Origin of the sequence: Paraburkholderia sp. Clong3 (assembly GCF_050436485.1) — a bacterium.
In the GTDB taxonomy this organism is placed as follows: domain Bacteria; phylum Pseudomonadota; class Gammaproteobacteria; order Burkholderiales; family Burkholderiaceae; genus Paraburkholderia; species Paraburkholderia tuberum.
Map to the genome: position 1 here is coordinate 3,505,032 of NZ_JBNDMH010000002.1, position 22,545 is coordinate 3,527,576.

Below are 22,545 nucleotides of genomic sequence, written 5' to 3' on the forward strand. Positions count from 1 at the left end.
GGCAGGAATACCGCAGAAGGCACTTAAAAGGAGGTGCGAAAAAGTTTGCGATCGGTACGGACAAACCCTGAGTTATCAAGGGCTTCGCACGGTTTTTGGCAATCGGCCCTTGTAAATGGCGACTCCATTCGAGCAAACTAGCGGCGGTAGAAGCGACGTGAAGGAAAAATCCAACTCAGAAGTGGGGCGTGTGATGCGAGACAAAGAAGAGGAACGCGTCGATGGCAGCCGCCGTAACTGGCTGGTAGCGACGACCGTAGCAGGCGGCATAGGAGGTGTTGCCGTTGTCGTACCCTTTGTTAGTTCCTTTGCACCATCCGAAAAGGCCAAGGCCGCAGGTGCCCCGGTCGAAGTCGATATCAGTGGTCTGAAGCCCGGCGACATGATGACGGTCGCCTGGCGTGGCAAGCCGGTGTGGATCATCAACCGCACGGACCGCATGCTCGCCGATGTTCAAAAAGCCGACAGCCAGGTAGCGGACCCCCACTCGCTGAATCCGTTTTCGATGCCGCTGCCGGACTACTGCAACAACGAATTCCGTTCACGCGCCGAGAACAAGCATCTGCTGGTTGCCGTCGCCGTTTGCACGCATCTGGGCTGCACGCCGACGCCGCGCTTCCAGGAAGGCCCGCAGCCGAATCTCCCCGACGACTGGCCCGGCGGCTTCCTGTGCCCGTGCCACGGCTCGACCTACGACATGGCCGGCCGCGTCTTCAAGAACAAACCCGCTCCGCAGAACCTCGACATCCCGCGCTTCATGTTCACGTCGGCGACGGCCCTTGTGATCGGGAAGGACGAAAAAGGAGAAGCGTAATGGCGAGCGAACACGAAGTAGAGACGACCGGGCTGGCTGGTTGGATCGACCAGCGCTTCCCGATGACTGCCACGTGGAAGAAGCACGTTTCCGAGTACTACGCGCCGAAGAACTTCAACTTCTGGTACTTCTTCGGTTCGCTTGCGTTGCTGGTGCTGGTCAACCAGATCGTCACCGGCATTTTCCTGACGATGAACTACAAGCCCGACGCGACGCTCGCGTTCTCGTCGGTCGAGTACATCATGCGCGAGGTGCCGTGGGGCTGGCTGATCCGCTACATGCACTCGACGGGTGCGTCGATGTTTTTCGTCGTCGTGTATCTGCACATGTTCCGCGGGCTCCTGTACGGCTCGTACCGCAAGCCGCGCGAACTCGTGTGGATTTTCGGCTGCCTGATTTTCCTGAGCCTGATGGCCGAGGCGTTCTTCGGCTACCTGCTGCCGTGGGGCCAGATGTCGTTCTGGGGCGCGCAGGTGATCGTGAACCTGTTCTCGGCGATTCCGTTCATCGGTCCGGATCTGTCGCTGTGGATTCGCGGCGACTACGTGGTCTCCGACGTCACGCTGAACCGCTTCTTCGCGTTTCACGTGATCGCGATTCCGCTGGTGCTGATCGGCCTCGTGATCGCGCACCTCGTCGCGCTGCACGAAGTCGGCTCGAACAACCCGGACGGCATTGAGATCAAGGCCAAGAAGGGCCCGGATGGCGTGCCGCTCGACGGCATTCCGTTCCACCCGTACTACTCGGTGCACGACTTCATGGGCGTAACGATCTTCCTGCTGATCTTCGCGGCGATCATCTTCTTCGCGCCGGAAATGGGTGGGTACTTCCTTGAAGCCAACAACTTCATCCCCGCGAATCCGCTGCAGACGCCGCCGGAAATTGCGCCTGTGTGGTACTTCACCGCCTTTTATGCGATGCTGCGCGCCACTACCGATCCATTCAAGATCGTGCTGATGATCGTCATCGCGCTACTCGGGTTGCTGGCGCTCGTGCGCGCGCGCGGCAAGTGGAAGCTCGGTCTGCCGGTGCTTGCGGTGCTGGTGATCGTCGCGATGGTGTTCACCGAATCGAAGTTCTGGGGCGTCGTGGTGATGGGCAGCGCGGTGATTTCGCTGTTCTTCCTGCCGTGGCTCGACCGGTCGCCGGTCAGGTCTATTCGCTACCGGCCGTTCTTCCACAAGGTTTTCTTCGGGATCTTCGTGATTGCGTTCCTGACGCTCGGCTTCCTCGGCACGCGACCGCCATCGCCGGCCGCGACGCTGATCGCCCAGATCTGTGCGCTGATCTACTTCGCGTTTTTCCTCGGCATGCCCTTCTGGACCCGGCTTGGCAAGTTCAAGCAGCCGCCCGAGCGGGTGCGGTTCAAGCCTCACTAATCGCGAGCCAGGAGAACATGAAGATGAAAAAACTGCTTTCGATGTGCGCGCTGGTCGGCGCGACCATGCTTGTGCTGCTGGCCGCTCCGGTTCACGCGGACGAGAATTTCCCGCTCGATCGCGCGCCGGACAACACGAACAATTTCGCTTCTTTGCAGCGCGGCGCGCAATTGTTTGTAAACTACTGCCTGAATTGCCACAGCGCGAACCTGATGCGCTACAACCGCCTGACCGATCTCGGCATCACGCCGAACGAAATCCAGGCGAACCTGCTGTTCACCACCGACAAGGTGGGCAACACGATGACCGTGGCGATGCGCCCGGAGGACGCGAAAGCGTGGTTTGGGGCGACGCCGCCGGATCTGTCGGTGGAGGCGCGGGCGCGCGGCACGGACTGGCTTTACACGTATCTGCGGAGTTTTTACCGCGACGATACGCGGCCGACCGGCTGGAACAATCTGGTGTACCAAAACGTGAGCATGCCTCACGTCCTGTGGCAGCTTCAGGGGCAGCGTGCGGCGAAATTCGGCGACGAAACCGACGAAAAAACCGGCGAAAAAGTACACAAATTCCTCGGCTTCCAGCAACTGACTCCGGGGACGATGTCGCCGGTAGATTATGATTCTGCTGTGGCCGACCTCGTGTCGTACCTGTCATGGATGTCCGAACCGACGCAGCAAACCCGCAAGCAACTTGGCGTGTGGGTGCTGTTGTTCCTCGGTATCCTGAGCTTTTTCGCCTGGCGACTGAACGCCGCGTACTGGAAACATATCAAATAATCACGCCGCTACATGGCGTGGGGCCGGCGCCAGGAAAAACCTGCTGAACGGTTTTTCCGCGCGCTGGCCCTTCAGCTTTTTGAGGAAACGTAAACATGATGGTTCTGTATTCCGGCACTACTTGCCCGTTCTCCCAGCGTTGCCGGCTGGTGTTGTTCGAAAAGGGCATGGACTTCGAGATCCGCGACGTCGACCTGTTCAACAAGCCGGAAGACATCGCCGTGATGAATCCGTATGGTCAGGTGCCGATTCTCGTCGAACGGGACCTGATTCTGTACGAATCGAACATCATCAACGAGTACATCGACGAGCGCTTCCCGCACCCGCAGCTGATGCCGGCCGATCCGGTCCAGCGCGCGCGTGCCCGCCTGTTCCTGCTCAACTTCGAGAAAGAGCTGTTCGTCCACGTCGGCACGCTCGAAAACGAGAAGGGCAAGGCGGCGGAGAAGAATCACGAGAAGGCGCGCCTCGCGATCCGCGATCGCCTGACGCAGCTCGCGCCGATCTTCCTGAAGAACAAGTACATGCTCGGCGAAGAGTTCTCGATGCTCGACGTCGCGATCGCACCGCTGCTTTGGCGCCTTGACCACTACGGTATCGAGCTGTCGAAGAACGCCGCGCCGCTGATGAAGTACGCCGAGCGCATTTTCAGCCGCCCGGCTTATATCGAAGCGCTGACGCCGTCGGAAAAGGTGATGCGTCGTTGAGTTTGGCTTTGGAGCGCGGACGTCGCATCGCTTCGATGCGCGCCCGCGCCCGCAAGAGGACTGTTGATGCAAGAGATTTCCACGAAACCTTATCTGTTGCGCGCGCTCTACGAGTGGTGCACGGATAACGGCTACACACCGCATATCGCGGTCCGCGTCGACAATCAGACGCGCGTGCCACGTCAGTTCGTGCGCGACAACGAGATCGTGTTGAACATCAGCTTCGAGGCGACCAGCCAGCTGCAGATGGGCAACGAGTGGATCGAGTTCAACGCGCGCTTCTCCGGCAAGTCCCACAAGATCGAAGTGCCGGTCGCCAATATTCTTGCGATCTACGCGCGCGAGAACGGCCAGGGTATGGCGTTCCCGGTCGAATCGGCGGGCGGCGAGGCTCAGGATTCGGGCGCGGATGCCGCGGACGAAGCTGACACGCCGGCGGCTCCGCGCGCCGTCGAAACCGCCCCCGCCGACCCTGCCGAGGCCGCCGACGCCGACGACAAACCGCAGCCCGACGACGATGGCTCGAAAGGCGGCGGAAGGGCTCGCCTTAAGATCGTGAAATGAAGTAGAATCACGGCCTCATGCCGGCTTAGCTCATCAGGTAGAGCGCTTGACTTGTAATCATGAGGTGGCGGGTTCGAGTCCTGCAGCCGGCACCAGATTGCTTTATCAGCAGTAACTGGAAATGCTAGAAAACCCCGTCGAAGCACACGCTTTGGCGGGGTTTTTCTTTTTCGGTGGAAATTGCCCGGATCGTTGCTGATGCCGATCACCGAAGCCTTGGCCCGGCTTGTTTGCGACGAGGGTTTCACGCACGTCAAAACGTGCGAAGGCAGCGTGAGGTGAGCCGCGCGATGGCTCAAAAACCACGATATCTCTTTCACCTTGTCGATTGTAGACATTATTGTCTACTTTCGGTGCGTCTAGACTCACCTCATCACCGTCACCAATTCATGCCGCGCCGCGAATCCGCACGGCGGCGGTACGGTACTATTCGGGCGTCGCCCGGGATGGCGGGCAGCCGCCGGACGTCCGGTCCGCTGTCGCGGTCCATGCCGCCGGCGACGTCACATCGACTCCATTGCACCATGACCAGCCCCGCAACTCTCACCTGGCCAGAAGCCGACGGCCCGTGCACCGCACGCTGGCGTTCCGAAGCGGCCGTGCCGCCGCCGAAGCGCGTCGTCGTCGCCGACGACCGCACCACCGCCGATTCGGCCTACCGCCTCGCCTGCGAAGGCACCGCGCTGCTGTGGCGCGGCGACTTCCAGAACGCACGCCAACTGCTGCAGGCCGTCACGCGCCGGCTCGAACGCAAGCCGCGCAAGCAGGGAGCCACACCGCTCGACGCGTTCAACCAGCATCGGCAGGCGCAGTCGCAGCGCGCGCGCACGCTCGGCATGATCCTGATTCCGCTCGATGCCGACTACGCCATTCCGCTGCGTCGCGCGCCCGACGTGCGGCAGGCCTGCATCGAAGCTTATGGACCGGCGAGCGGCGACGCGTCGGTCGTGTCGTTGCGCGAGTTGCTCGGTTTGATCGGCGCGCACGAATGGCGCAAGAAGGGCGTCGAGATTACGGCGCTCGGCGAGCGCATCCATCCGCACTACGGTGTGTTCTCACCGGTGCGCGGCGAGTACGTCGATCTGGTCGCGCGCACGCCGCTGCCGTCGCTGGACCTCGCGTTCGATATCGGCACCGGCACTGGCGTGCTGGCCGCGCTGCTGGCCAAACGCGGCGTGCGCAAGATCGTCGCGACGGACCAGGATGCGCGCGCGCTTGCGTGTGCTCGTGAAAATCTCGCGCGTCTTGGTTACGCCGAGCAGGTCGAGATTGTGCAGGCCGATCTGTTTCCGGACGGTCGGGCACCGCTTGTCGTCTGCAATCCGCCGTGGGTGCCGGCGCGGCCCGCGTCGCCGCTCGAATACGCGGTCTACGATCCGGACAGCCGCATGCTGGTCGGTTTCCTGAACGGCCTCGCCGATCATCTGACGCCGGGCGGCGAGGGCTGGCTGATCATTTCGGATTTCGCCGAGCACCTTGGGCTGCGTACGCGCGAGTGGCTGCTCGCGGCGATCGAGCACGCGGGGCTCAGTGTCGTGGGGCGCGAGGACATTCGTCCACGGCATCCGAAGGCCAGCGATCAGAACGATCCGTTGTATGTTGCGCGAGCGGCCGAGGTCACGTCGTTGTGGCGGCTCAAGGCGCGGTGACGGCGACTGCGCGCGTCACGCCGACGTGCCGTGCGCTTCCAGATACGCGCACGCGCCCCGGCCAGCGACCAGCCCGCTGGCAAAGCAGGCGGTCAGCAGATAACCACCGGTCGGCGCCTCCCAATCGAGCATTTCGCCCGCGCAGAATGCGCCGGGCATCCGGTCGATCATCAGATGCGCGTCCAACGCCTCGAACGGGATTCCGCCCGCCGTACTGATCGCTTCCTCGATCGGTCGCGCGCGCAGCAGTCGCATCGGCAGCGCCTTGATCGCGTGGGCGAGGCCGCGCGCATCGGCGAAGGCTTCTTTCGACAGAATCTCATGCAACAACGCCAGCTTGACCCCGCCGATTCCGATTCGCCCGTGCAGATGACTCGCGGTCGAGCGTGAGCCGCGCGGCCGCGTCACCTCCTCCACGACTCGCTCGAGCGGCAAGCCTGGCGCGAGATCCAGCGCGATCGTGACCTCGCCGCCGGCGAGAATCCGCTCGCGGATCGGCGCCGACAACGCGTAAATCAGGCTCCCTTCGAGGCCCGTTTCAGTCAAAAGTATTTCACCTTGTCGATTGTGGACTTTTCCGTCTACATCGGTGACGGAAATCGCGACCGTCTTGATCGGCTGACCCGCGAAACGCTCGCGCAGATACGGGCTCCAGTCCGCGTCGAAGCCGCAGTTCGCGGGACGCAGCGGCGTCACCGGCACGTCGCGCGACGTCATCAGCGGCACCCACGCGGCGTCGGAGCCGAGACGCGGCCAACTGGCGCCGCCGAGCGCGAACACGACCGCGTCGCAGTTGATCGTCTGCTCACCGTTGGGCGTGTCGAAGCGCAACGCGTGGGCGGCACCGTCTTCGGATGTTGACGCCCAGCCGCTCCACTTGTGACGCATATGAAACTGCACACCCGCTTCGCGCAGCCGATGCAGCCACGCGCGCAGCATCGGCGCGGCCTTCATGTCGGACGGAAATACGCGCCCCGAACTGCCGACGAACGTCTCGACGCCCAACTCGCGCAACCATGTGCGCAGCGCGTCGGGACCGAACGCGTCGAGTAACGGCGCGATGCGCTCGCGGCACGAGCCGTAGCGGTCGAGAAACGGCGCGAGGGCTTCCGAATGCGTGATGTTCATGCCGCCTTTGCCCGCCATCAGGAATTTGCGGCCGACCGACGGCATCGCGTCATATACGTGGACTTGCACGCCGCGCCCGGCAAGCGTCTCCGCGGCCATCAGGCCGGCGGGGCCGCCGCCGATCACGGCGACGCGGGCGGAATCGAGCGAGATTGACATGCGGTTCAGCGGATCAACGGGGAGAAAAGGCGGTGCGCCGCGGTGACCGAACGGATATGCGGCGCGAAGGGCGCTATTGTCACACCGCGCGCGGCGCGCGGCAAACGCCGACAAACTCTGTCGAACTGTGCCCGGTACTGGCAAACAGGCGGCTATTCGGCCAGGCGACCGGGCTCGATCGCCCCAGACCGAAAAATACTGGATTCAGTCTTTCTCCCGGCCGTTGCGCATCGCGTTCACCGCTTGGCCCGCGCCGCACGCGACCTATACTTTTCAAACATCTTCCATCGGACGCCGTTCGGGTCGTTCCTCGCGTCAATCCCCAATCACGTCGCTTGCGTCGCAGCCGCTGCGGCGCGCCTCACTGCCGCGCGCCGGCAGCCGACGCGAATCACCTGTTAATTCGGTGGAAGAGTCGATCGTCTGGTTCAAGGAGATTGCCATGACCCGCAAATATATCGACTGTCGCGAGTTTCCGAGCGAAACGAACTGCACTGTCGCGCTATCCGCCGACAGCGACGGCGAACTGCTCGAAGCCGCGGTCCAGCATGCCGTCAGCGTTCACAAGCACGCGGATTCGCCGGAGCTGCGCGAGCAGTTGAAGACGCTATTTCATGAGGGAACGCCGCCCGTCGAGGCGCGGCACGCTTGAGACACCCGTGGAAGGGGAGTGTGGAAGCCCGCGTCGCGAGCGGCATCCAGCCGCCCGCGTGCGGGCGTGTTGCAGCAGTCTTGTGGTGACACGAGAAACGCGATACCAAGCCAATCTAACCAGGATGCCGACGCGCTAACCCGGATACGCCTCATCGACCTTCAGCCCGGCGAGCTTGAAGATCACCCGCAACGTCTGCGGCTTGATGTCGCGTCGCGACGCGAGCGTCGTCATCACGAAGTCAAGCACCTTGGCGTACTTGAGCATCGTCAGGCAGGTCTCGAGGTCGACGTTGCCGTCACGCATGACCTCGGCGAGCCGCAGCATTTCCGTGGAGATGTCGCGCGCCATTTCCAGTTCGAGTTGCTGTTTCTCCGACCATGCCGGCGCGGCGGTGAGCTTCGCCATCATTTCCTGAAACTTCTGTTCGACATTTCCGTTGGGTACCGTATCCATTGCCGCCTCTTCTGTGATCATCCGAGCGCGCGACCCGTTGCAAAGCCGGCCGCTGCTGGTTACGTAACGTTCGCCCCTTGTTGCGGGACCGCTCTTCCCACATGCATCCGGTTCGCGTGTCCGGTTGCACGGCCGGACAGCTTCCTGTTTTCGGCGACGCGGCTTGCACCCGCAGGCTCAGCCGGCGCTCAAGCTGTTTTCGGCCATTCTCGAGACACTTCCGCGCAGCGCCTTGCGAGCAGGAAGTGTTCCCAGCGGACCGGCTGTCTCGCGTGATCCGGACGGCGTACTCGCTGGGATTGCCGCACTTTGGGTAAACTGGCAGCAACTTTTCTCTTTTTCCGTCATCTGTCGCACGTTCGCACTGCAATTGATGGCGGCCCATACGATGTCCGGCAAAACCCACGAAATCCGTCCCAACCAGTCCGTCGAACTGCTCAAAGAGCTCCACATCCTCACGCGCGACGGCAAGATGAATCAGGACAGCCGTCGCAAGCTGAAGCAGGTCTACCATCTGTTCCAGTTCATCGAGCCGCTACTCAAGGACCTGAAGGACCAGCAGGGGGCGCTGACGCTCGTCGATCACGGCGCGGGCAAGTCATACCTCGGTTTTATCCTGTACGACCTGTTTTTCAAGGAGTTTCAGGACGTCGCTGGTGGGGCTTCGCACATTTACGGCATTGAAACGCGCGAAGAGCTGGTGACGAAGTCCGAAGAGCTGGCGGCGCGGCTCGGCTTCAAGGGGATGTCGTTTCTGAATCTGTCGGTGGCGGAGTCGATCACGTCGACTCGGCTGCCCGCCGAAATCGACATCGTGACCGCGCTGCACGCGTGCAATACCGCCACCGACGACGCGATCCGTTTCGCGCTCGAAAAGCACGCGAAGTACATCGTCGTCGTGCCGTGCTGCCAGGCCGAGGTGGCCGGCGTGCTGCGGCAGAACAAGGGCAAGGATCTGAAGACCGCGCTGACGGAAATCTGGCGGCATCCGCTGCACACGCGCGAATTCGGCAGCCAGATCACGAACGTGCTGCGCTGCCTGCAGCTCGAAGCGCATGGCTATCAGGTCAGCGTGACCGAGCTGGTCGGCTGGGAACACTCGATGAAAAACGAGTTGATCATCGCGCAGTACAAGGACCTGCCGCGGCGCCGGCCCGCTGAGCGGCTCGGCGAAGTGCTGGACGCGCTCGGGCTCGATGCGCTGAAGGAGCGATTTTTCGTGCCGGCCTGAGGCGCGGCCTGGCGCTTCATTTAGCGCTTCATCAACGCATCCCAGCCCGCGAGGCCAATTCGCCGCAGCGTTTCCTGATTGCGCTCGTAGATCTCTTCCGCGTCGGGAAAGGCCTGCACGGCCCGCTCGATGCTGTCCTCGCGCAGCAGATGCAGGATCGGATAGGGCGCCCGGTTCGTGTAGTTTTCGATATCGTCGGGCTCGCTGCCTTCGAACTGGTAATGCGGATGAAAGCTCGCGATCTGGATGACGCCTTCGAGCCGTAGCTGCTGGACGAGCCGGTCGGCGAAGAACAGGCAGTCGTTGAAGCCGGGAAAGTCCTCGAACGCGCGCGGCAGGATCAGCAACGTCGTGTCGATGGCGGCGGGGTCGGCGGCGACGAGGGTCTGCAGCTCGGCTTCCAGGTCGGTCAGCACCGCTTCGAGCGTGTCCGCTTCGCTGACCGCATAGCGAATCTGCCCCTTCACATGCACGGCCTTCGCGAACGGACACAGGTTCAGGCCGATCACGGCCTCCGTCAGCCAATGACGGGTCGCGGCGATAACGGCATCGTGGGATTCGGCGGGCAACGGCATGGCGGACGGACGTGACGGGAAAACGCGCAATTCTAAAGGACCCGGCTGACGGACTGGCTCAGCGAACCGGCTTCTCCGCGCAAGCGGCCGCTATCAACTGCGCGGCGACTTTCGGCGCGGCGAGGATCGGCCCGCAGCCCGGCCCGTAAGTCTGGCTCGCCGCGTACACGCCCTCGATCAGCAGACCGAGCCCATCGGCCAGCGCTTGCGGATCGCCGGCGCCGGCCGCTGTCGACAGTTCGACGAGGCGCGCCATCAAGCGCTGCTTGTTGCGGAACACGAACTGCCGCGCCGGATGCGCGGTATCCGAAAACTCCACCGACACGTTCACGAACGGGCAGCCGCGGTAATCGTCGACCGAGGCGCGCACCGCGAGGTCGTCGAAGTACTGCTGAAGCTGCTTCGCCGGCTCGCCCGGATGCTTCGCGAAGCTCTTCTCGACGTAGCGGAAGAACTGCTCGTCCTTCTGCTCCAGATACGCCATCACGAGCTCGTCCTTCGACGAAAACTGCCGGTACAGACTCATCTTGTTCACGCCCGCGCGCTCGACCACCGCATCGACGCCGACCGTGCGCACGCCCTCGCGATAGAACAACTCGCTGGCCGCGCGCAGCAGATGCAGCTGCGCCTGCGGCCCGGCGGTCTGTGCGCCGCGCGCGCGCCGCGCACGAGTAGGGGCGGGCTTGGGGGTTTCGCTGTCGGACATGGCAAGTCACCCGAATGAGATTGACGCCTTGACATGTTACCGACCAGTAACTAAGATCGCAACACTATTGTGACCGATCTGTCACAAGTCATTCACCGAGGCCGTAATAATACGAACGACGCCGCCACCCGGGCCGCGTCGATGGGAGAACCGATGAACTGGGCTGCGCGACTGATAGGCGGGCGTTTCCACTACGGCTGGTTGACCGTCGCCGTGGTGTTCCTGGTGTTGCTCGCGGCTGCGGGTACGCGAGCGACACCGAGCGTGATGATGGTGCCGCTCGAGCACCAATTCGGCTGGAGCCGCGCGACGATTTCGCTCGCGATCTCGGTGAACATCGCGCTGTACGGGTTGATGGGGCCTTTCGCGGCCGCCGCGATGCAGCGCTTCGGTGTGCGCCCCACGCTGCTGAGCGCGCTCGGCACGATGGCCGCGGGTGTCGCGCTGTCGTCGCTGATGACGCATCCGTGGCAAATGGTGCTGATCTGGGGCGTGATGGTCGGCGGCTCGACGGGGGTAGCGGCGCTGTCGCTGTCGGCGACGGTCGTGACGCGCTGGTTCACGACGCGCCGCGGTCTCGTGATGGGTATCCTGACCGCCAGCTCGGCGACCGGCCAGCTGGTGTTTCTGCCGCTGCTCGCGGCCATCGCCGAGCATTACGGCTGGCGTCAGGTCGTGTGGGTCGTCGCGCTCGCGGCGGGCGTCGTGATTCCGCTCGTCGCGTTCCTGCTGCCCGAGCATCCGGCCAGCATGCAGCTGCGCCCGTACGGCGAACCGCATGACGCGCCCATCACGACGACCGTCACCAGGCAGAATCCGCTCGCGATCGCATTCGGCACGCTCGCGTCGGCGAGCAAAACGCGCGACTTCTGGCTGCTGTTCTTCAGCTTCTTCATTTGCGGCGCGAGCACCAATGGCTATGTCGGCACCCATCTGATCGCGATGTGCGGCGACTACGGGATGACCGAAGTGCAGGGCGCGTCGTTGCTCGCGGCGATGGGCGTGTTCGACCTGTTCGGCACGACGATGTCGGGCTGGCTGTCGGACCGCTTCAATAGCCGCGTGCTGCTGTTCTGGTATTACGGGCTGCGGGGGCTGTCGCTGATGTATCTGCCGCACGCGTTCGGCATCGACTTTTTCGGACTGCCGCTGTTCGCGGTGTTCTACGGTCTCGACTGGATCGCCACCGTGCCGCCGACCGTGCGTCTTGCGACCGACGTCTACGGCAAGGAATCGGCGCCGATCGTGTTCGGCTGGGTGGTCGCGGGCCACCAGCTCGGCGCGGCGTTCGCGGCGCTCGGCGCGGGCATGCTGCGCGCGAGTCTTGGCACCTACACGGTCGCATCGATGATTTCCGGCGGCTTGTGTCTGATCGCCGCGGTGATCGTGCTGCGCATCAACCGCCCGGCCAAGGTGGCGACGCCGCAGGCAATCTGAGGCGCCCTCGCGCGCCGCGCGGATTCACCGTCAGCGAAGCAACGACGCATGGCCCCATAACGGGGCCGTGCGCGTTTTCTCAGCCAGCACGCATAGCGCCGCGCCGCAACTTGGAGCGCGCACCGAAAGCCCGTTATGCTATGTGGCCTCGGGCAGCCGCCCGACGATCATGATTTCTACCGAGAGAAGCGCATGGCCACCAAACCCGCCTCAACCGAAGTTGCCATTCACGAGCTGATTGCAGGCCGCTGGAGCCCTCGCGCGTATTCGAGCGAGCAGGTGAGTCGCGATCAGTTGCGAGCCGTGCTCGAAGCGGCGCGCTGGGCGCCGTCTTCATATAACGCGCAGCCCTGGCGTTTTGTGGTATTCGATCGCAGCGTCGACGAAGTCGCGTTCAAGAAGGCTTTCGCCACGCTGGTGCCGTTCAACCAGGGCTGGAATGCGCTCGCGCCGGTGCTGATCGCGGTGACCGCGCACACCATGACCAACAAGGGCGACGTAAACCGCTGCGCGTTCTACGACGCCGGCGCGGCGGCGATGTCGCTGGTGCTGCAGGCGCACGCGCTCGGCCTCGCCGCGCACCAGATGAGCGGCTTCGACGTGAACGCGTTCCGTACCGCCTTCGAACTACCAAAGGACGTCGAGCCGATCGCGATGATCTCGCTTGGCCATTACGGCGACGTCGACAAACTGGACCCGGTCCTGCGCGAACGCGAGAAGGCGCCGCGTCAACGCGCGGCGCTCGCGGAGATCGTGTACGCCGGCGCCTGGAAGAAGGCGTTCTGAGGGACGGATTCGCCGCGCTTGCGGCGCGATTTCGGGTAAAGCGAAGAAAGCGGTCGATGAGCAACTAAGCGGTCAGGCACGCGCGGCACGGTCCGCGCGTTTTTCATGCAGCGCCGTCCATGCCGTTCTCACCATCCATCACGCTGGACAGCGGCGCGGCCACATGTTCGAGCGACTTGCGCTCCGCGTCGACACCCCAGATCGCCGCGACGAGCGCCGCCGCGAGCATCAACGCCGAGCCGACCAGATAGCCCGAAAACACCTCGCTGCGCTGATGCGTATCGATCAGCCGACCGAAAAACGCCGGCCCGATGATGCCGCCGAGCGCGGTGCCGAACGCATAGAAAACCGCGATCGCGAGCGCGCGGATTTCGAGCGGAAACGATTCGCTCACGGTCAGATACGCGGAACTCGCGGCTGCCGACGCAAAGAAGAAAATGACCATCCAGGCGACCGTCTGCGTGACGACGCTCAGCAGTTGCTGCTCGAACAGATAGCCGGACAGTGTCAGCAGGATCGCCGACATCGCGTAGGTCGCGGCGATCATCTTGCGTCGGCCGATCACGTCGAACAGCCGCCCGAGGACGAGCGGCCCCAGGAAATTGCCGAGCGCGAAAGGCAGCAGATACCAGCCGATGTCGTCGCCCGGCACGTGATAGAAGTCGGTGAGGACGAGCGCGTAGGTGAAAAAGATCGCGTTGTAGAAGAATGCCTGCGCGGTCATCAACGTGAGACCGACCAGCGCGCGGCGCCGGTGCACGTTGAACAGTGTGTGGAACACCTCGCGCAACGGCGTATGGTCGCGCGCGCGCAGGCGCAGCCGCGTGAGGGCGTCGTCGGCAAGCGTGTGACCGGCGTCGCGAAAACGCGTCTCGATGCCCTCGACGATCGTGCGGGCGTCGCGCTCGTCGCCGTGCGTGAGTAGCCAGCGCGGGCTTTCGGGTATCCAGATGCGCATCGGCAGGATCGCCAGCGCGAGCACCGCACCGATGAAAAAACACGCGCGCCAGCCCCAGTCGGAAGGCAGCAGGTGCGGATCGAGCAGCACCAGCGAGCCCGCTGCGCCGAGCCCCGCGCCAACCCAGAACGTGCCGTTGATGCCGAGGTCGGTCCAGCCGCGCACGCGTGCCGGCGTGAATTCCTGGATCGTCGAGTTGATCGCCGTGTATTCGCCGCCGATACCCGCGCCGGTCAGGAAGCGGAACAGCATGAAGCTCATCAGATTCCACGACAGCGCAGTCGCCGCGGTCGCGGCCAGATACAGCGTCAGCGTGATGAAAAACAGCTTGCGGCGGCCGAGACGGTCGGTCAGCCAGCCGAAGCCGAGCGCGCCGAGCACCGCGCCGGCAATGTACGCGCTGCCTGCGAGGCCGACGTCGGCATTCGAAAAGCGCAGCGCCGGGCTCGTTTTCAGCGCGCTCGCGACGGCGCCGGCAAGCGTCACCTCGAGCCCGTCGAGCAGCCACGTCACGCCGAGCGCGACTACGATTAGCGTATGAAAGCGGCCCCAGGGCAGGCGGTCCAGTCGCGACGGCAGATCGGTTTCGATCAGCGTGGCGTGACGTTCATCGACGGCGGCGGTGGGCGGCCCGCTCATGACGCGAAGTCTCCTCGATGGCGAAATGGGGCGGCATATCCGGTCGGGCGCAGCAAGATCCATTCCGCGCCATGATTTCAAACGATCTTGCGGCCGTCCCGGCAGCTTCAGTTGATGCTGCCGGAGTTTTCGTGATACAAAGCCGCTCCCCTTTCTTTGCGCGCCAGCCGTGAGCGGCCATTCCTGCCATGAACTATTGCGCGATTGACTTCGGTACTTCCAATTCGGCCGTCGCGGTTCCGATCGGCCCGCAGCTGAAGCTGGCGCCGGTCGAAGGCGCGTACACGACGCTACCCACCGCGGTCTTCTTCAATACCGACGAACACACCAGCGAATTCGGGCGCGCGGCGCTCGCTGCTTACATCGACGGTTTCGACGGCCGGCTGATGCGCTCGATGAAAAGCATTCTCGGCTCGCCGCTCGCCGAGAATACGACCGATCTCGGCGACGGCAGTGCGATCAAGTACACCGACGTGATCGCGACGTTCCTGACTCACCTGAAGCGCGCGGCCGAGGCGAGCGCCGGCCGCGCGATCGACCGCGCGGTGCTGGGCCGCCCGGTGTTCTTCGTCGACGACGACCCGCGCGCCGACCAGATGGCGCAGCAACAGCTCGAAGCCGCTGCGCGCACGGCCGGCTTGCGCGACATCCACTTTCAGTATGAACCGATCGCAGCTGCGTTCGACTACGAATCGCACCTGAGCGCCGAGGGGCTCGTGCTTGTGGCGGACATCGGCGGCGGCACGTCGGACTTTTCGCTCGTGCGAGTGGGGCCGGAACGGATGAAGCGCGTCGAGCGCAAGGACGATGTGCTCGCGCATCACGGCGTGCACGTCGCGGGTACGGACTTCGACCGCCGCGTCGAACTCGCCACGATACTGCGCGAACTCGGCTACCAGTCGCTCGATCCGCAAGGGCGCGAAATTCCGAACCGGATTTATTTCGATCTCGCGACCTGGCACCTGATCAACACCGTCTACACGCCGAAGCGCGTCAGCGAACTCGCGCTGATGCGGCACCTTTTCACGGAGACGAAGCACCACGACCGGCTGATGCGCGTGGTCGAGCAGCGTTTTGGGCACGCGCTCGCCGCCCACGCGGAAGAGGCGAAGATCGGCGTGGCGGCGGGCGGCGAAACCGTGATCGATCTCGAGCAGGTGGAAGAGGATCTGCGTCTTGCGTTCGACGAAGCGCAGCTCGTCAAAGCAGGCGAGGAAGAAACGCGACGCATCGTGCAGGCCGCGCGCGATACGGTGCAGGCGGCGGGCGTCGCGCCGCGCGATGTCGACGCGATCTATTTCACCGGCGGGTCGACCGGCCTCGCGTTTCTGTCGGGCGCGTTGGCCGCGGCGTTTCCAGACGCGCAAGCGGTGTTCGGCGATCGTCTCGCGAGCGTGGCGACTGGCCTCGGTATTCATGCGCGGCGGGTATTCGGATAATCCCGGATAATCAGCAAATAATCCGCCGCCAATTGCGAAGTCATGCGAAGTTAATCGGCGCATTCAGATTGGCCGCCGATAATAAAAAACCCCGCCGAGGCGGGGTTTTTTTGCGTCCGGAAGGAAGCGCGGAGCTTACACCGGCTTGATGTTAGCCGCTTGCTTGCCCTTCGGGCCCGTCTTCACTTCAAACGTGACCTTCTGGTTTTCTTGCAGCGTCTTGAAGCCTTCAGTGCGAATTTCCGAGAAATGCGCGAACAGATCTTCACCGCCGCCGTCCGGAGTGATGAAGCCAAAGCCCTTAGCGTCGTTGAACCACTTGACGGTACCGGTTTCCATATTACTTTTTCCTAAAGATGGTGAATAAGGCCGTAGCCCGGGGTGCATGAAAATCAAGGAAGGGGGTAATGGGACCAACCGGAGTACCGTTGATGGGCGAACTACGAAAGAACCACTTCACTCGCCACTTGAAATCCTGCCCGAACGTTATACGGCGAATTCGGACGAAGGTCAACAGCCTAGACGAAACTTTGCCGGACTGATCCGAAATTTTCTTACAAAGCTTGCGCAGGAGGACAACTTTTTGCTAGGGAGAACCCTTGGTTCGGCTGCGGTTTCGCTGCAGTAACACGGTGCAACCGTTAAACTACGCGCCGCGCGTCGGTTGCACCTATTCCGCATCTGGACGCGCTTACATGCGCGTCACCCCGTCCCCACCGCCACAAGCGATGTCACGCGGTGCCGACATGGTTCTGATTTAGGAGAAGACTTGAAAAGTTCTATACAACGGAACATCGGGCCATTTGCGCTGATGCTGACCGGTCTGGGCTCGATCATCGGTTCGGGTTGGCTGTTCGGCGCGTGGAAGGCTGCAAAAATTGCCGGTCCGGCTGCGATTTGCGCATGGATCATCGGTGCGGTCGTGATTCTCGCGATTGCGCTGACCTACGCGGAACTTGGCGCGATGTTTCCGGAATCTGGCGGGATGGTGCGCTATGCGCGCTACTCGCACGGCGCGCTGGTCGGTTTCATCAGCGCGTGGGCCAACTGGATCGCGATCGTGTCGGTGATCCCGATCGAGGCCGAAGCATCGATCCAATATATGAGTACCTGGCCCTATCCCTGGGCGCATGCGCTGTTCGTCGACGGGTCGTTGTCGACCAACGGCCTGCTGTTGTCCGCCGGGCTCGTCATCATCTATTTCCTGCTCAACTACTGGGGCGTCAAGCTGTTCGCGCGCGCCAACTCGGCGATCACTATCTTCAAGTTCCTGATCCCGGGCGCAACGATCGTCGGCCTGATGATGACAGGCGTCCACACCGAGAACTTTGGTCAGACGACCACGTTCGCGCCGTACGGCTGGTCGGCGGTGCTGACCGCGGTCGCGACGAGCGGCATCGTGTTCGCATTCAACGGTTTCCAGAGCCCGATCAACCTGGCCGGTGAAGCGCGAAATCCGGCCAGGAGCGTGCCGTTCGCGGTGATCGGCTCGATCCTGCTCGCGCTCGTGATCTACGTGTTGCTGCAGATCGCATACATCGGCGCCGTGAATCCGGCCGACGTGATGAAGGGCTGGAGCCACTTCAGCTTTGCTTCGCCGTTCGCGGAACTGGCGATTGCGCTGAACCTGAACTGGCTGGCGATCCTGCTGTACGTCGACGCGTTCGTGAGCCCGAGCGGCACCGGTACGACCTACATGGCAACCACCTCGCGCATGATCTACGCGATGGAGCGCAACAACACGATGCCGAAGATGTTCGGTAACGTGCACCCGTTCTATGGCGTTCCGCGCAACGCGATGTGGTTCAACCTGCTCGTCTCGTTCATCTTCCTGTTCTTCTTCCGCGGCTGGAGTTCGCTCGCGGCGGTGATTTCGGTCGCGACCGTGATCTCGTACCTGACCGGCCCGATCAGCCTGATGGCACTGCGCCGCGCGGCAACCGATCTCGAGCGCCCGCTGCACATCGCCGGCATGAAGGTGATCGCGCCGTTCGCGTTCGTCTGCGCGTCGCTGATCCTGTACTGGGCGAGGTGGCCGCTGACCGGCGAAATCATTCTGCTGATGGTCGTCGCGCTGCCGGTGTATTTCTACTTCCAGGCGAAGTCGGGCTTCGAGGGCTGGGGCCGTGACCTGAAGGCTGCCTGGTGGCTGGTCGCGTATCTGCCGATCATGGCGATCCTGTCGCTGATCGGCAGCAAGGAGTTTGGCGGCTTCGGCATTCTGCCGTACGGCTGGGACATGCTCGTCGTGATCGCCTTCTCGTTGGTGTTCTACTTCTGGGGCGTGAACAGCGGCTATCGTTCGGAGTATCTGGACGAGCGGCTCGTGCACGACGAAGTGCTCGAAGTTATCGGCGCGCATTGAGCACCGGTCGAAACCGAAGATCCGCTCGACGCGGGTCTTTCGGGGCCGATAAAAAGCCCGCCCGATCAATGATCAGGCGGGCTTTTTGTTGACCTTTGTGCGCGACCCCGCGCCGGATCAGGCGGTCCCGAACACGTAGTTCGTCATCGCGAGCGAGCGTTGGTAGGTGCCGAGCGACTGGATCGCGAGTGAATAGTCGTCGTCGGCGGCACCGAGCGCGGCGAATACCGGCAGCAGATGCTCGTCGGTCGGATGCATCAACACCGCGTGCGGCGCCTGGCGGCGATAGTCGAGCAGCGCGTCGATATCGCGCGCGACGAGCTTGTCCTCGAACCAGTCGGTGAATTCGGCCACACGCGGATCGGCGTCTTCCGGGCGCGCGGAGAAATCGGCGGCGCGCAGGTTATGGGTGATCTGGCCGGAGCCGATCACCATCACGCCTTCGTCTTTTAGCGCGCGCAGCGCGCGGCCGACGCGGAAATGATGCGCGGCGTCCTTGTGCGGTTGGATCGACAGTTGCGCGATTGGCACGTCCGCTCGCGGAAACATCAGCAGCATCGGCACCCATGCGCCGTGGTCGAGTCCGTGCGGCTGCACGTCCGCGACGATGCCGCTCGCGCCGAGCAGCGCGGCGGCGCTACGTGCGATGTCGGGCGCGCCCGGCGCCGGATATTGGATTTCATAGAGCTGGCGCGGAAAACCATAAAAATCGTGGATGGTTTCAGGCGCCGTCGCGATGCTCGCGAGTGGCTGTGCGGTGCCCCAGTGCGCCGACAACATCAGGATTGCCTCGGGACGCGGCAATTGCGTGCCGAGCGCGCCGAACTCGGCGGACGGCATCGACGGATCGATCGGCAACGTGGGTGCGCCGTGAGACAGGAAAAGCGAAGGTAAGCGGTTCATGACAGCAACACGGCCGTGTAAGCACGGCACGGAGAAATTGGGTTGCTACCAATATAGGCCCGCACGCCGGCTTGATAAATGGGTTCGGCGGGAATTGATTGCGTCGCGGCCGTTGTTAATCCGCGTTGTCGCGGTTAATCCTGCGCGCCCCGCAATCCTTCCCACGCCGGCGACAACGCCGGCCCCAGCGCAAACAGATCGAGCACGCGTGCGACAGTGTGGTCGACCATCTCGTCGATCGAAGCAGGCCGGTTATAGAACGCGGGCAGCGGCGGGAAGATCACTCCGCCCATTTCGGTGACGGCCGTCATGTTGCGCAGATGCGCGAGATTGAACGGCGTTTCGCGCACCAGCAGCACGAGACGGCGACGCTCCTTCAGTGTGACGTCGGCGGCGCGGGTGATCAGGTTGTCGGCGAAACCGTGCGCGATGCTCGCGAGTGTTTTCATCGAGCAGGGCGCGACGATCATGCCGTCGGTCGCGAACGAGCCGGACGCGATGCTCGCGCCGACATCGCGCACCGAATGGACGACATCCGCGAGCGGATGCACGTCTTCCTTGCCCAACTCGAGTTCATGCTGGATGTTGAGCCAACCCGCGCTCGAAATCAGCAGGTGGCTCTCGACGCCGCCGAGCCGCCGCAGCGTCTCGAGCAGCCGGATGCCGTAGATGGCGCCGGTGGCGCCGGTGATCGCGACGATCAGCCGGCGAGGCACCGCGGTGCGTGCTTGCTGCATGGCTGCGGCGCCTGATGAAGCGAACGAAGCGTAGAACGCTCAGGCCGCGGCGAACAGCTGCTGCAGTTCGCCCGATTCGTACATCTCCATCATGATGTCCGAGCCGCCGATGAATTCGCCCTTCACGTACAGCTGCGGAATGGTCGGCCAGTTCGAGAACACCTTGATGCCCTGACGGATTTCGTCGTCTTCGAGCACGTTGACGGTCTTGATTTCACCGGCACCGCACGCCTTCAGGATCTGGATGGCGCGGCCGGAAAAACCGCACATCGGGAACTGGGCCGTGCCCTTCATGAAGAGAACGACGTTGTTGCCGTCGACGATTTGCTTGATGCGTTGTTGCGTATCCATGACTGACCTTGCGGTTCCGATAAAGGATGGGAATAGGCTGAAATGATAGCGGATTTCGCTACGGGCGGCCGCAGCCACGTCGCGCCTGGGGTTTTAGCCTCGGCGACCGCGCTCAGGCCGCAGCGGCGCGCAGCACGCCGCCGCTGATCCGCTCGATGCCGGCGAGATCGCGCGCCGAGCGGACCTCGGCGAAACCGCGTTCGCTCAACAATGCGCGCACGGCTTCGGCCTGGTCGTAGCCATGTTCGATCCAAAGCGTGCCGTCGGCAGCGAGACGCTCGGGGGCGCCGGCAACGATCGCGCGGATCGCGCTGAGGCCGTCGGCCTCGTCGGTGAGCGCGCCGCGCGGCTCGAAGCGCAGATCGCCCTCACGCAGATGCGGGTCGCCGCTCGCGATATACGGTGGATTGCTGACGATCGCATCGAAGCGCAACGCGGCGTCGAGCGAGCCGTACCAGTCGCTGGGCAGGAAAACGACGGCGCCCCCCGGGCGATTCACGTCGAGCAGGCGCGCGCCGTTGCGCGCGGCGACGGCGAGCGCGTCGGCCGAGCGGTCGAGCGCCCAGACCTGCGCGTCGGGCCGCATCGACGCGATTGCCACCGCGATTGCGCCGGTCCCGGTGCCGAGATCGAGCACACGTGGGCGCGGCCGAGGTTCGATCGCCGCGAGCGCGGTCTCCACCAGCAGCTCGGTCTCAGGACGCGGAATCAGCACGTGCGGCGTCACTTCGAATTCGAGCCCGAAGAACTCGCGCGCACCGACGAGCTGCGCGACCGGCTCGCCGGCCATGCGCCGCGCCTCGAACGTGCGATAACGCTCGACGCTTGCGCGTTCGAGCGGCTCCTCGCCGCGCGTGATCAGCTGCGTGCGCCGCCAACCGAGCACATGCGTGAGCAGAATCCGCGCTTCGAGCGGCGGCAGCGGCGATGCGCGCAATAGCGCCTCGGCCGTGGGGGGCAGACCGGTGGGGTCGAGCGGAGCCGGGGAGGCGTCGGTCATTGTCGGGGCGTTAGTCCGCGTCGCCGAGCGAAGCCAGCAGTTCGGCCTGATGCTCGCTGACGAGCGCCGCGATCAGTTCTTCGAGATCGCCGTCCATGATCGCGTCGAGGCGATACAGCGTCAGGTTGATGCGGTGATCGGTGAGGCGCCCCTGCGGGAAGTTGTACGTGCGGATGCGCTCCGAACGGTCGCCCGAGCCGATCAGGTTCTTGCGCGTCGCCGCTTCCTTCGCCTGCTGCTCGTGCGCCTGCTTGTCCTTGATGCGCGCGGCGAGCACCTTCAGCGCGCGATCCTTGTTCTTGTGCTGCGAGCGGTCGTCCTGACATTCGACGACGATGCCCGTCGGCAAGTGCGTCACGCGCACCGCCGAGTCGGTCTTGTTGATGTGCTGGCCGCCCGCGCCCGACGCGCGAAACGTGTCGATACGCAGATCGGCCGGATTGATCTCGACTTCGCCGATCTCGTCCGCTTCCGGCATCACCGCGACCGTGCACGCCGAGGTATGGATGCGGCCCTGCGTTTCGGTGGCCGGCACGCGCTGCACGCGATGCCCGCCCGACTCGAACTTCAGCTTCGAATACGCGGCATCGCCGGCAATTCGCACGATCACTTCGCGATAGCCCCCGAGGTCCGATTCGCTCGCCGACATCATCTCGACCTGCCAGCGGTTGCGCTCGGCATAGCGCAGATACATGCGCAGCAGATCGCCCGCGAACAGTGCGGATTCGTCGCCGCCGGTGCCCGCGCGGATTTCGAGGAAAATGTTGCGCTCGTCGTTCGGGTCTTTCGGCAGCAGCATTTTCTGCAGTTCGACGCCGAGCGTCTCCATACGATCGCGTGCTGCGCGGATTTCCTCTTCGGCGAAATCGCGCATCGACGCGTCGGCGAGCAGTTCCTGCGCGGTGGCGGCGTCGTTCTGCGCCTGGCGCCACAGCCCATAATGCTCGACGACCGGGCCGAGCTCCGCGTGTTCGCGCGTCAGCTTGCGGTACTGGTCGAGGTTGGCGGTGATGTCCTCGCGGCTCAACAGGTCGTTCAGTTCGGCCAGCCGGGTGGTCAGCTGGTCGAGCTTGCGTTGCATGCTCGTTTTCATCGGGCGGGTAGCGGAGCGGACTCCGGAATGGATGCGGC

Annotated in this window: 23 protein-coding genes and 1 tRNA gene; 13 read left to right on the forward strand and 11 right to left on the reverse strand. The window is 63.7% G+C overall.

Features of this window, described 5'->3' with window-relative positions; all coding sequences use genetic code 11:
- Nucleotides 1-193: 193 nt before the first annotated feature.
- The 7 genes from petA (at nt 194) to OKW30_RS20355 (ending at nt 5,892) form a co-directional block, all read left to right on the forward strand.
- Nucleotides 194-814, forward strand: coding sequence for a ubiquinol-cytochrome c reductase iron-sulfur subunit (petA, locus tag OKW30_RS20325; RefSeq protein ID WP_090802072.1), 621 nt, complete (start codon nt 194-196; stop codon nt 812-814).
- A complete protein-coding gene (locus OKW30_RS20330) occupies nt 814-2,193 on the forward strand; it encodes a cytochrome b (protein WP_184070585.1) in 1,380 nt (459 codons plus the stop codon). Before petA ends, OKW30_RS20330 begins: the two co-directional genes overlap by 1 nt.
- A gap of 23 nt (nt 2,194-2,216) precedes the next feature.
- Nucleotides 2,217-2,972: a cytochrome c1 gene (locus OKW30_RS20335; RefSeq protein WP_184070583.1), complete on the forward strand. Its 756-nt coding sequence runs from the start codon at nt 2,217-2,219 to the stop codon at nt 2,970-2,972.
- A gap of 95 nt (nt 2,973-3,067) precedes the next feature.
- Nucleotides 3,068-3,679 carry a glutathione S-transferase N-terminal domain-containing protein gene (locus OKW30_RS20340; RefSeq protein WP_006052302.1) on the forward strand — a complete coding sequence of 204 codons (612 nt, stop codon included), beginning with the start codon at nt 3,068-3,070 and terminating at the stop codon, nt 3,677-3,679.
- Nucleotides 3,680-3,745: 66 nt separating this feature from the next.
- On the forward strand, nt 3,746-4,243 hold the full coding sequence (locus tag OKW30_RS20345) for a ClpXP protease specificity-enhancing factor (RefSeq protein WP_184070581.1): 498 nt from the start codon (nt 3,746-3,748) through the stop codon (nt 4,241-4,243).
- Nucleotides 4,244-4,262: 19 nt separating this feature from the next.
- Nucleotides 4,263-4,338: transfer RNA gene (locus OKW30_RS20350), tRNA-Thr, on the forward strand.
- Between the two features lie 429 nt (nt 4,339-4,767).
- The gene (locus tag OKW30_RS20355) at nt 4,768-5,892 is read left to right on the forward strand and encodes a methyltransferase (protein WP_184070579.1); all 1,125 of its coding nucleotides are present in this window, start codon (nt 4,768-4,770) and stop codon (nt 5,890-5,892) included.
- 15 nt (nt 5,893-5,907) lie between these two features.
- Here the strand turns inward: OKW30_RS20355 and OKW30_RS20360 are convergent, their stop codons facing one another.
- The gene (locus OKW30_RS20360; protein WP_429347446.1) at nt 5,908-7,179 is read right to left on the reverse strand and encodes a TIGR03862 family flavoprotein; all 1,272 of its coding nucleotides are present in this window, start codon (nt 7,177-7,179) and stop codon (nt 5,908-5,910) included.
- A 442-nt stretch (nt 7,180-7,621) separates the two neighbouring features.
- Between OKW30_RS20360 and OKW30_RS20365 the strand changes: the two genes are divergently transcribed.
- Nucleotides 7,622-7,831 (forward strand): DUF1059 domain-containing protein, encoded by a 210-nt coding sequence (locus tag OKW30_RS20365; protein WP_090805487.1) that lies wholly within the window; start codon nt 7,622-7,624, stop codon nt 7,829-7,831.
- 135 nt (nt 7,832-7,966) lie between these two features.
- Here OKW30_RS20365 and OKW30_RS20370 read toward each other — a convergent pair whose 3' ends face one another.
- Nucleotides 7,967-8,287 (reverse strand): DNA-binding protein, encoded by a 321-nt coding sequence (locus tag OKW30_RS20370; RefSeq protein WP_090802066.1) that lies wholly within the window; start codon nt 8,285-8,287, stop codon nt 7,967-7,969.
- A gap of 388 nt (nt 8,288-8,675) precedes the next feature.
- Between OKW30_RS20370 and OKW30_RS20375 the strand changes: the two genes are divergently transcribed.
- Entirely contained in the window at nt 8,676-9,518 is an 843-nt protein-coding gene (locus OKW30_RS20375) for a class I SAM-dependent methyltransferase (protein WP_429347447.1), read from the forward strand.
- Nucleotides 9,519-9,538: 20 nt separating this feature from the next.
- On the opposite strand, the gene OKW30_RS20380 is transcribed toward OKW30_RS20375, so the two are convergent.
- Nucleotides 9,539-10,093 carry a DUF1415 domain-containing protein gene (locus tag OKW30_RS20380; protein WP_429347448.1) on the reverse strand — a complete coding sequence of 185 codons (555 nt, stop codon included), beginning with the start codon at nt 10,091-10,093 and terminating at the stop codon, nt 9,539-9,541.
- Nucleotides 10,094-10,151: 58 nt separating this feature from the next.
- Nucleotides 10,152-10,799: a TetR/AcrR family transcriptional regulator gene (locus tag OKW30_RS20385; protein WP_184065627.1), complete on the reverse strand. Its 648-nt coding sequence runs from the start codon at nt 10,797-10,799 to the stop codon at nt 10,152-10,154.
- A gap of 153 nt (nt 10,800-10,952) precedes the next feature.
- Here OKW30_RS20385 and OKW30_RS20390 point away from each other — a divergent pair, with 153 nt between their 5' ends.
- Together OKW30_RS20390 and OKW30_RS20395 are read left to right on the forward strand one after the other, a co-directional pair.
- Nucleotides 10,953-12,236: an MFS transporter gene (locus OKW30_RS20390; RefSeq protein ID WP_429347449.1), complete on the forward strand. Its 1,284-nt coding sequence runs from the start codon at nt 10,953-10,955 to the stop codon at nt 12,234-12,236.
- A gap of 192 nt (nt 12,237-12,428) precedes the next feature.
- Nucleotides 12,429-13,022 (forward strand): nitroreductase family protein, encoded by a 594-nt coding sequence (locus OKW30_RS20395; RefSeq protein WP_184070567.1) that lies wholly within the window; start codon nt 12,429-12,431, stop codon nt 13,020-13,022.
- A 103-nt stretch (nt 13,023-13,125) separates the two neighbouring features.
- Here OKW30_RS20395 and OKW30_RS20400 read toward each other — a convergent pair whose 3' ends face one another.
- Nucleotides 13,126-14,619, reverse strand: a complete 1,494-nt coding sequence (locus OKW30_RS20400; RefSeq protein ID WP_429347450.1) for an MFS transporter — start codon at nt 14,617-14,619, stop codon at nt 13,126-13,128.
- 188 nt (nt 14,620-14,807) lie between these two features.
- On the opposite strand from OKW30_RS20400, the gene OKW30_RS20405 reads away from it, so the two are divergent.
- Nucleotides 14,808-16,058 carry an Hsp70 family protein gene (locus tag OKW30_RS20405; RefSeq protein ID WP_184070563.1) on the forward strand — a complete coding sequence of 417 codons (1,251 nt, stop codon included), beginning with the start codon at nt 14,808-14,810 and terminating at the stop codon, nt 16,056-16,058.
- 135 nt (nt 16,059-16,193) lie between these two features.
- Here OKW30_RS20405 and OKW30_RS20410 read toward each other — a convergent pair whose 3' ends face one another.
- Nucleotides 16,194-16,397, reverse strand: coding sequence for a cold-shock protein (locus OKW30_RS20410; protein ID WP_007180251.1), 204 nt, complete (start codon nt 16,395-16,397; stop codon nt 16,194-16,196).
- Nucleotides 16,398-16,827: 430 nt separating this feature from the next.
- Here OKW30_RS20410 and OKW30_RS20415 point away from each other — a divergent pair, with 430 nt between their 5' ends.
- Nucleotides 16,828-18,423, forward strand: a complete 1,596-nt coding sequence (locus OKW30_RS20415; RefSeq protein WP_187628784.1) for an APC family permease — start codon at nt 16,828-16,830, stop codon at nt 18,421-18,423.
- 117 nt (nt 18,424-18,540) lie between these two features.
- Here OKW30_RS20415 and OKW30_RS20420 read toward each other — a convergent pair whose 3' ends face one another.
- From OKW30_RS20420 to prfA, 5 genes are all read right to left on the reverse strand, one after another.
- The gene (locus OKW30_RS20420) at nt 18,541-19,326 is read right to left on the reverse strand and encodes a DODA-type extradiol aromatic ring-opening family dioxygenase (protein WP_184070559.1); all 786 of its coding nucleotides are present in this window, start codon (nt 19,324-19,326) and stop codon (nt 18,541-18,543) included.
- 134 nt (nt 19,327-19,460) lie between these two features.
- Entirely contained in the window at nt 19,461-20,063 is a 603-nt protein-coding gene (locus OKW30_RS20425; protein WP_184052382.1) for a UbiX family flavin prenyltransferase, read from the reverse strand.
- Between the two features lie 39 nt (nt 20,064-20,102).
- A complete protein-coding gene (gene grxD, locus OKW30_RS20430) occupies nt 20,103-20,414 on the reverse strand; it encodes a Grx4 family monothiol glutaredoxin (protein ID WP_018420101.1) in 312 nt (103 codons plus the stop codon).
- 112 nt (nt 20,415-20,526) lie between these two features.
- Nucleotides 20,527-21,414 carry a peptide chain release factor N(5)-glutamine methyltransferase gene (gene prmC, locus OKW30_RS20435; protein ID WP_429347451.1) on the reverse strand — a complete coding sequence of 296 codons (888 nt, stop codon included), beginning with the start codon at nt 21,412-21,414 and terminating at the stop codon, nt 20,527-20,529.
- Between the two features lie 10 nt (nt 21,415-21,424).
- Nucleotides 21,425-22,507 (reverse strand): peptide chain release factor 1, encoded by a 1,083-nt coding sequence (gene prfA / locus OKW30_RS20440; protein WP_184070555.1) that lies wholly within the window; start codon nt 22,505-22,507, stop codon nt 21,425-21,427.
- Nucleotides 22,508-22,545 lie beyond the last annotated feature (38 nt).